The following is a 10,416-nucleotide window of genomic DNA, read 5'->3' on the forward strand; positions in this document are numbered from 1 at the left end:
CTATTTTCCAAAATGGATCTTCATAAAAGCTAGCAGTTCTTTTTCTTCAAAATTTTTCGCAAATTGCAATACTTTATTAGCAAATGGTAGATAGTTCCCGTCTGTGTGCTTGAGTCTATTGGCTTCCTGCTCCACAATTTCAATATCGCCGATCCGAGCCGCATTGAACAGCGCTAGCAGCTCTGTTGATGGCGGTATCACCAGCTCACTACTCTGAACATTTAATAAATTAGTGAAACCTTGCTGCTGTTCGTTCGCCAAATCAGCAGGTTGGTCGTAAGTCCATTCTATTTGCAAATAAATCTTTAATAATTCTAGCAATTCTTCTACTTGGATCGGCTTTGACACGAACTCGTTGCAACCTGCGTCTTTACTATTTTGCCGATCGAAGTTAAACACGCTGGCGCTGGATGCTATCAATATTACATCTTTAAATTCTGGTGATTTCCGCAAGCGCCGCGACATTTCAAAGCCATCCATTACTGGCATCACTAAGTCTGTGATAATCAGATCTGGTTTAAACTCAGCAGCTTTATCTAAGCCCTCTTGTCCATCACAAGCTTCCACGATTTGAAAACCTAGTGGTTGTAAAAGGTTTATCAGAAAACCTCGATTTTCAAATCGATCGTCTACGACCAGAATTTTATTTTTATTTCCTTTAAAACCATTTAAATTAATTGAAGTATCGAGGGAAGTTTGCTCAATATATTCAGATGATTTAGTCAACTCTAAATCGAGGGAAAAAATACTGCCTTGACCGAGTATACTTTCGACTTTTATTTCGCCTCCCATCATTTGAACAATTTTTTGTGCGATCGCTAATCCTAACCCGGTGCCTTCTGCCTTCTGGTGAATATTTCCGACTTGTTCAAACGGTAAAAATATTTTTTCTAACTGTTCTGGTGCCATTCCCACGCCAGTATCTTGGATATGGAAACGAATTTTAGCAAGTGGTGATTGGTCGGAGTCTTCCCCCTCACTTATTACGCCTACCTTAAAAATAACACCACCCTTTTCTGTAAATTTAATAGCATTGCCCAAAAGGTTAATCAAAACTTGGCGCAGTCGTTTTTCATCAGCATTGACTGCCTGAGGCAGTTGATTTAATACTTGATAATTAAATGTAATTTCTTTTTGTTCGGCTCGGATGCGGCACATTTCCACAACTCCCATCAAAAAAGAAGGAAAATTAAAAGCTGAACTGTAAAGATCCATTTTACTTGCTTCAATTTTAGAAATATCTAAAATATCGTTAATCAGAGTAAGTAAGTGCGAACCACACTGGTGAATAACTTGGACCGCATCTTTTTGTTTGGGAGTTGTACTTTTATCGCGTTCCATAATTTGAGCGTATCCTAGAATTCCGTTCAGGGGAGTGCGGAGTTCATGGCTCATGTTGGCGAGAAATTCGCTCTTGGCGTGGTTAGCAGTATCAGCGGCAACTTTTGCTTCTTTTAGCTCACTTGTCCGTTCTTCTACTCGATTTTCTAGCTCGGAATTGGTCTTTTCTAACGCAGCAAAAGACTCGCGCAATTGCTGCGCCATTTGGTTAAAAGATTGAGCGAGAATTCCCAGTTCATTTATGTCATTTACCTCTACTTTTTGGTCTAATTGACCGCTAGCGATCGCTTGACTCGCTCTACTCAAACAAAAAATAGGATGGGTAATCCAGCGGGAAGCGAGGATTCCTAACAACGTCGCCAGCACTAACGCTAAAACGCAGAGTAGGATAGTGCTGCGGGTATTGGCATTTATTTGCTCCATAAAGTCGGCTTCTGGAACGACTACCACAATCAGCCAATCAAGACCTCTACCATCTTGGAATGGGGATACTTGCACGAATTCTCGCTGACCATTTAGCATGAATTCGAGTTGCAAGTTGCTATCTATTTCGCTGAAGTTACCAAAGCGTTCTATTAAATGCTGTGCTGTTCCCTGTATCAAAGGCACGCTGCTTTCAATCGCTTTTAATCTTTGCGTTTTTTTGCGATTTTTTTTATTGATAAATGGCTTCTCGGTAGTGGAAGAAGCCACTAGAAATCCAGAGCGTTCTATGATGAAAGTCTTTCCGGATTTACCAATTTTTAAACTTTGGAGAAAGTCGCCGATTTTTGAGAGAAACAGATCGGTACTTACAACTCCTAGAAAAGTGCCGTTTTTGTCGTAAACAGGTTGGCTAGCGGAGATTCCTAGGCTAGGTTGAATAAAATATTGATAAATTTTATTCCATTGGGGTTTGCCTGCAGCTTTTGCGGCTTGATACCAGGGTCGGATGCGGGGATCGTAGTCTGGGTGGGTGTCCTTAAACTGAGTAGGGTTGCCCTCTCTATCTACGCGGACGATCGTATTGATAAAATTAGTAGAGCGATCGGTTATTTCAATAACAACACTGCCATCATCCTTATATCCAGCACCCGCATATTCTTTTCTTTCCCCACCAAAACTGATGTAACTAACAGTGGAAAATTGCTTGAGCTGCCAGTAGAAGTAGCTTCTCATAGAACCCATATTATCTGGATTCCACAACCCAAATCGGCGAATGGCATCGACGCTGATGGCATTGACCAAATGGGGCGTTTCCAAGTAAGTGTTTAGTTGTTGATTGATACGGGCGAGTATCTCAGTTCGTAATTGGCTAGTAACGTTGTTGACCGCAGTTTTGCCGTTGCGTAGCGAGAGCCAACCTGTCAGTCCCACAGCCAAAAAGATTTGCAGGATGAATGGTACGACTAAGACGAGGCGCAGCGGGATTTTTTGAGGGCTTTCTGCAAGTTCATTCTCACTTGCGATTAGTGTCATGGCGGAGTCATTTTAGTATTTGGATTGTTTCAAGAACTACAGTCGCTCACCCTTAATTATTTAAAGTTTCCTGTAGGGAAATTATTTATTCCCTTTCTCTTGAGTAAACATCGATTGACTTGTAGGTCAAGACCTCAATAGGAATTGATCTAAGCATACAATTATAGTTAGGACTTACGCACTACACGGCCTGAAACCCAGAACCATCCATCGTCACCCCCAGAGCCACCCTGACCCCCAGAACCCGTCTTAAAAAGGGGGAAACCGCTTCAAAAAGGGGGAACCGCTTCCCCAAACTACTTGAAAGCACCGTTGTCAAGGGTTTGGGGGAGCTATGCGTAAGTCCCAATACTCTAGAGTGCAGAGAGTCTGAATCAATCCTAAACTCAACAATGCAATTAGTTCAGGTTGAATCAGGTGGGAAGCTGAAAAAGATCTGGCTGTACGGACGATCGCCGAAAACGCAGCGGGGCGATCGCCTATATATTGCTGACTTCGCTGTTTTGATAGGAGAGATATAGTCCTGGACGCACGATTGTTTAGAAACCGGGTTTTTTTACGAAAAGACGGGTTTTAGACCCCTGATTCGGTAAAAAACCCGGTTTCACCGGCCCCGATGCGTCCAGGACTATTGACATCTCCACTTTCATCAATAAGCAGAAGGATTTATTGCTCGCCAATTAGCTTATAGATGAGGTTGAATCTGGTGGCTGTTAAGGCTTTGCTGCCCCGATCGCCTTTGGAAAAAAAATGATGTCATGATTTGCTGTCGGACAACCCTAATTGGGTATTTCCTGTAAGGTTTTACTCAGGATATTTGATAACAATCCTAAAGAAAGGGATGAACTTAAAAGAGTCGTAATTTATAACTTCGTTGAAGAGGTGTTAATAGTTGTGGCAGCACGTCGATCCGCTTGACTGTTGGTGAAACATGAGGGGGTGGTGTTGGGATAGCGATCCATCCTCAAACAATGGTTGGTCAATCAGTCTTGTGTAAACTCTTTATTTGACCGAAAAGAATCTGAGTAAACTTCAAAGATATAGCACGTTGTTCCACAGATTCTGTTTTTCTTCTATGCCTGCTCCTATGTTTGCTAGAGTTAGGATAATGGGCGATCTGGATTGTGCCACTGGCGATCGGGCTTTTGTTACAGGAAATTAATTAAACATTTGGGTAAATTTTATAACTCTTGAACAATGGTAGAGCGACATCTTTGAACGTAGATTAATCTACCCTGTTTCATCGTCTATTAGTTAGGGATTTGGTTGTTGCTGAGCTTGATACTACCCTCGAAGTGACAAGTGAGGGATAACAAGGTTTTTTGACTTACTTCTTGTGCCTCCAATTATTCCACACGCCTATTTGAAAACTCAACAGGGTAATTGCAATAGCCGACTTTTTCGATCCGGCGGAAGGGGAAGGTTTTATGTGCGATCGCACATACCAACTCTTGCGGGGTAAGCATCCTTTAGCTCTTGACTTTATTTTCCCTCAACGTGTAATATAAAATCATTAACTATGATAAAAACAAATTTGTCATCCATCTTTTGACAGAAGCAGTCCGCCACTACTTTAGTCAGATAATAGCAATATCATCCCCAAAAACTCATGAGAGCTAGGGTTGCTGCTGCCTGAACCCGTACTGCTAACCAGATGTTTTGCACCATCAACGCACTCAGCAGCGGGAAACCCCTTCAAACTCGCCAAAGGTAACGGTCATGTCAACTGCACAGATAACAAGCCCCAATTCAAATAATGGTTATGCCAAACAGTTACTCAGAACCTTAGTAGCTGTCAAAAAAGGGGACTTTTCAGTTCGGATGCCCATAGACCAGACCGGTCTAGCGGGGAAAATTGCTGACGAACTTAACGACATTATCGAGCTCAATGAGAGAATGGCGGCCGAACTCGATCGGATCGGCACAGTTGTCGGTAAAGAAGGCAAAATCGCCCAGCGGGCAAGCATTGGCAGCGCCGAGGGGTCTTGGGCAGCTAGCGTAGATTCTGTCAATACCCTAATTACAGATTTAGTGCAACCCACCTCTGAAACCGCCAGAGTAATTCGGGCAGTAGCAAAAGGAGATTTATCGCAAACCATCGCATTAGAAATAGAAGACAGACCCCTCAAAGGAGAATTCCTCCAAACAGCGCAAATTGTTAACACAATGGTAGACCAGTTGAGTTCCTTTGCATCGGAAGTAACGCGGGTGGCGAGGGAAGTGGGAACCGAAGGGAAATTAGGCGTGCAAGCTGAAGTTAAAGGAGTTGCAGGAACCTGGAAAGATTTAACGGATTCAGTTAACTCGATGGCCGGGAATTTAACAGCACAAGTCCGTAACATTGCTGAAGTGACGACGGCTGTGGCAAATGGCGATTTATCCAAGAAAATTACAGTAGATGTAAAAGGTGAAATTCTCGAACTGAAAAACACGATTAACATCATGGTGGATCAGTTGAGTTCCTTTGCATCGGAAGTAACCAGAGTTGCTAGGGAAGTGGGGACGGAAGGTAAATTAGGCGTGCAAGCTGAAGTCCGAGGAGTAGCAGGAACCTGGAAAGATTTAACGGATTCAGTTAACTCGATGGCCGGCAATCTTACCGCACAAGTACGTAACATTGCTGAGGTGACGACTGCGGTTGCTAACGGTGACTTATCTAAAAAAATTACAGTAGATGTTAAAGGTGAAATTCTGGAGTTAAAAAACACTATTAACATCATGGTGGATCAGCTTAATTCCTTCGCATCTGAAGTAACGCGGGTGGCGAGAGAAGTAGGTTCCGAAGGCAAACTCGGCGGTCAAGCAGAAGTTAAAGGAGTTGCCGGAACTTGGAAGGATTTAACTGATAGCGTTAACTTCATGGCAGGCAGTTTGACAGCACAAGTGCGAAACATTGCTGAAGTGACAACCGCTGTGGCAAAGGGCGATTTATCTAAGAAAATTACCGTAGATGTTAAAGGCGAAATTCTCGAACTCAAAAACACTGTCAACACGATGGTTGACCAGTTAAATTCCTTCGCATCTGAAGTCACCAGGGTTGCTAGGGAAGTGGGGACGGAAGGGAAATTAGGCGTACAAGCAGAAGTCCAGGAAGTAGCAGGAACCTGGAAAGATTTAACGGATTCAGTTAACTCGATGGCCGGGAATTTAACCGCACAAGTCCGCAACATTGCTGAGGTGACGACGGCGGTTGCTAACGGTGACTTATCTAAAAAAATTACGGTACAGGTTAAAGGCGAAATTTTAGAACTGAAAAACACCATTAACGTGATGGTGGATCAGCTTAATTCCTTCGCTTCTGAAGTCACGCGGGTTGCTAGGGAAGTGGGTTCCGAAGGTAAACTGGGCGGTCAAGCGGATGTCCGAGGCGTAGCAGGAACTTGGAAGGATTTAACGGATTCAGTTAATTTTATGGCGGGTAGTTTGACAGAACAAGTACGGAATATTGCGGCTGTTACGACTGCTGTGGCAAATGGCGATTTGTCGAAAAAAATTACTGTAGATGTTAAAGGTGAAATTCTGGAGTTAAAAAACACCGTCAACACGATGGTGGATCAGTTAAATTCCTTCGCTTCTGAAGTAACGCGGGTGGCGAGGGAAGTGGGAACTGAAGGGAAATTAGGCGTGCAAGCTGAAGTTAAAGGAGTTGCAGGAACCTGGAAAGATTTAACGGATTCAGTTAACTCCATGGCCGGGAATTTAACAGCACAAGTCCGCAACATTGCTGAAGTGACAACGGCTGTGGCAAATGGCGATTTATCCAAGAAAATTACAGTAGATGTAAAAGGCGAAATTCTCGAACTGAAAAACACGATTAACATCATGGTGGATCAGTTGAGTTCCTTTGCATCGGAAGTAACCAGGGTGGCGAGGGAAGTGGGGACGGAAGGCAAATTAGGCGTGCAAGCTTACGTGCGCGGTGTAGGGGGAACTTGGAAAGATTTAACCGACAACGTAAACTTGATGGCGGGGAATTTGACGGCGCAGGTGCGGAATATTGCGGAAGTGACGAAAGCGGTGGCAAATGGCGATTTGTCTAAAAAAATCACCGTAGATGTCAAAGGCGAAATTCTGGAATTGAAAGATACTATTAACGTGATGGTGGATCAGCTTAATTCCTTCGCTTCTGAGGTGACGCGGGTGGCGCGAGAGGTGGGAACTGAGGGCAAACTCGGCGGTCAAGCTGACGTGAAAGGAGTTGCGGGAACTTGGAAAGATTTAACCGACAACGTAAACTCGATGGCGGGGAATTTGACAGCGCAAGTGCGGGGTATTGCTAAGGTTGTGACGGCGGTGGCAAATGGCGATTTGAAGCGGAAATTAATGCTGGAAGCTAAGGGAGAAATTGCGACTCTGGCAGATACGATTAACGAGATGATCGATACGCTGGCGACGTTTGCCGATCAAGTTACTACAGTGGCGCGGGAAGTGGGAATTGAAGGGAAATTGGGCGGTCAGGCTAAGGTTCCGGGCGCGGCGGGGACGTGGCGAGATTTGACGGATAATGTGAATGAATTGGCGGCGAATTTGACTACTCAGTTGCGGGCGATCGCAGAAGTGGCAATTGCTGTTACTAGAGGCGATTTAACGAGGTCAATTTCCGTCGCCACAGAAGGAGAAGTTGCGATCGTTAAGGACAACATTAACCAGATGATTGCCAATCTCCGGGAGACTACGCAGAAAAATACTGAGCAAGATTGGCTGAAAACAAACCTTGCTAAGTTCACTCGAATGCTACAAGGTCAGCGGGATTTAGAAACTGTTTCTAAACTAATTTTATCAGAATTGACGCCGCTGGTTTCTGCTCAACATGGCGTCTTCTTTATGATGGAAGGTGTGGAGCACGATCCGTTTCTCAAGTTGTTAAGTACCTACGCATACCGCGAACGCAAGCATCTGGGAAATAGATTTAATTTAGGCGAAGGTTTGGTAGGACAGTGCGCTCTGGAAAAGGAACGAATACTGTTGACAGAAGTCCCGGAAAACTACGTAAAAATTTGCTCGGGACTGGGAGAATCTACGCCGTTGAATGTCGTGGTTTTACCCGTACTATTTGAGGGACAAGTGACGGCAGTAATCGAGTTAGCTTCGTTCCGCAGATTCAGCGAAATACACTTGACATTTCTCGACCAACTTACAGAAAGTATCGCCATTGTTTTAAATACAATTGCGGCGAGCATGCGGACGGAAGAGTTGCTGAAACAGTCGCAGTCTTTGGCAGAAGAGTTGCAAACTCAGCAAAAAGAACTAACGGAAACTAACAAGCGTCTCGAACAACAAGCGCAGTCGCTCCGCACTTCTGAGGAACTGTTGAAGAGGCAGCAGGAAGAGTTGCAACAAACGAATGAAGAACTAGAAGAACAAGCTGAATTGCTAGCGCTGCAAAATAAGGAAGTTGAGCGGAAAAACCGAGATATCGAACAGGCGAGGGGGTTGTTGGAAGAAAGAGCCGAACAGTTGGCTCTGACTTCTAAGTATAAGTCGGAGTTTCTGGCAAATATGTCTCACGAATTGCGAACTCCGCTGAATTCGCTGTTGATTCTGGCTCGATTGCTTTCTGACAATAATGAAGGCAATTTGACTCAGAAGCAAGTTGACTACACGCGCACAATTTACTCGGCGGGAAATGATTTGCTGGGGCTGATTAATGACATCTTGGATCTCGCTAAGATTGAATCAGGCACGATGTCAGTGGAAATTGAGCAAGTGTTGTTTACGGACTTGCGAGATCATTTGGATCGGACTTTCCGCCAAATCGCCCAGGATAAGAAGTTGAGTTTTCACATAGAGCTTGAAAGTGGGTTGCCAAAAGGTCTCTATACTGATGCTAAACGGCTGCAACAAGTTTTGAAGAATCTCCTCTCGAATGCGTTTAAGTTTACAGAGCGAGGTGAGGTGAAATTGCGTGTGGAAGTAGCGCGGGAAGGGTGGAGTTTAGAGATAGAAAGTTTAAGGAGTTCCCCTACTGTCTTGGCTTTCTCAGTTAGCGATACGGGGATTGGGATTTCTGCTGAAAAACACAGGGTTATTTTTGAGGCTTTCCAACAAGCTGATGGTAGCACTAGCCGCAAATACGGGGGTACAGGTTTGGGTTTGTCAATTAGTAGAGAAATCGCTAATCTGTTAGGCGGAGAAATTAAATTGATAAGTCACCCTGGTCAGGGTAGTAAGTTCACGCTTTATCTGCCACAAACTTACCAAGAATCGCGAATAATGAATGATATGGAACCGGAAACGGGCAAGCAAACGCCTCAATTACCCCCTCCTGTTTCTCCCGCACTTCCTTTGCCGAATTTCCACTTGCCGATCGCGCCTTACCCCTCACCTTTAATCTCAGATGACCGAGAAAATATTGAGAATGGCGATCGCGTGCTGTTGATTGTCGAAGATGACGTAAACTTCGCTCGGATTCTCTTGGATATGGCGCAGGAACAGGGTTTTAAAGGTTTAGTGGCTTTGCGGAGCGATATCGGTTTGGCGATGGCGCGAGAGTTCAAGCCAACTGCGATTATGCTGGATCTAAATTTGCCTGTGATGGATGGCTGGACAGTGCTCGATCGCCTGAAGCACAACCCGAGTACGCGCCACATTCCGGTTCACATTGTATCAGTTGAAGAAGGGCGGCAGCGCAGTTTGCAGTTAGGGGCGATCGCCTACCTGCAAAAGCCTGTCAGTCGCGACGCATTGACCAAAGCTTTGACTGATATTAAGGGTTTTGTGGAGCGGAAAGTTAAGAATTTGCTAGTTGTAGAAGACGACGAAACACAACGTCTCAGCATTGTGGATTTAATCGGTAATCACGATGTTGTAACTACGGCTGTGGGGAGCGGTGCAGAGGCGCTAGAAACTTTGCTGTCAGGGCATTTTGACTGCATCGTACTCGATTTGGGCCTGCCAGATATGACTGGTTTTGAACTGATCGATCAGATCAAGCAACAGGCCACTTTGAAAAGTCTGCCGATTATTATTTATACGGGCAAAGAGTTGACGAGAGCCGAAGAAACCCAACTCAAGCGCATGGCGGAAACAATCATTGTTAAAGATGTGCGATCGCCTGAGCGGCTGTTAGATGAGACTGCTTTGTTCTTGCACCGAGTTCAAGCAAATTTGCCGGAACCGAAGCGTCAAATGCTAGAGCAATTGTATCAAACAGATTCGACGCTCACGGGCAAAAAAGTCTTGATTGTTGACGACGATATGCGAAATATCTTCGCCCTGACAAGTATGCTGGAGCGCCATAAAATGGAAATTGTGTTTGCTGAAAACGGCAGAGAAGGCATTGCTAAATTGCAAAATACGCCTGACATAGATATTGTGTTGATGGACGTGATGATGCCAGAGATGGACGGTTACGAAACAATGCAAGCAATTCGTAATATGCCTCAATTCGCTGCGCTGCCAATGATTGCTCTTACTGCCAAAGCGATGAAGGGCGATCGGGAAAAATGTATCGAAGCTGGGGCGTCTGACTACATTACCAAACCTGTTGATACTGAACAGTTGCTCTCGCTGCTGCGTGTTTGGCTTTATCGATAAGGGAAAGAAGGAAGAAGGAAGAAGGAAGAAGGAAGAAGGAAGAAGGAAGAAGGAAGAAGGAAGAAGGAAGAAGGAAGAAGG

General features: G+C 44.6%; 3 protein-coding genes. 2 read left to right on the forward strand and 1 reads right to left on the reverse strand.

Annotated elements, in window-relative coordinates; translation table 11 throughout:
* Nucleotides 1-2,799: an ATP-binding protein gene (locus tag QUA80_RS26650; protein WP_333428002.1), complete on the reverse strand. Its 2,799-nt coding sequence runs from the start codon at nt 2,797-2,799 to the stop codon at nt 1-3.
* A gap of 392 nt (nt 2,800-3,191) precedes the next feature.
* On the opposite strand from QUA80_RS26650, the gene QUA80_RS26655 reads away from it, so the two are divergent.
* Both QUA80_RS26655 and QUA80_RS26660 read left to right on the forward strand, forming a co-directional pair.
* Nucleotides 3,192-3,320, forward strand: coding sequence for a hypothetical protein (locus QUA80_RS26655; RefSeq protein WP_333428003.1), 129 nt, complete (start codon nt 3,192-3,194; stop codon nt 3,318-3,320).
* Nucleotides 3,321-4,518: 1,198 nt separating this feature from the next.
* Nucleotides 4,519-10,335, forward strand: a complete 5,817-nt coding sequence (locus QUA80_RS26660) for a HAMP domain-containing protein (protein WP_333428004.1) — start codon at nt 4,519-4,521, stop codon at nt 10,333-10,335.
* Nucleotides 10,336-10,416: the final 81 nt, after the last annotated feature.

The organism is Microcoleus sp. F4-D5, assembly GCF_036704885.1.
Taxonomy (GTDB): domain Bacteria; phylum Cyanobacteriota; class Cyanobacteriia; order Cyanobacteriales; family Microcoleaceae; genus Microcoleus.

What these genes read in the sequence shown, in the direction of transcription:
- QUA80_RS26650 (WP_333428002.1), bottom strand. Translation starts at nt 2,799, where the DNA reads ATGACACTAATCGCAAGTGAGAATGAACTTGCAGAAAGCCCTCAAAAA.
- QUA80_RS26655 (WP_333428003.1), top strand. Translation starts at nt 3,192, where the DNA reads ATGCAATTAGTTCAGGTTGAATCAGGTGGGAAGCTGAAAAAGATCTGG.
- QUA80_RS26660 (WP_333428004.1), top strand. Translation starts at nt 4,519, where the DNA reads ATGTCAACTGCACAGATAACAAGCCCCAATTCAAATAATGGTTATGCC.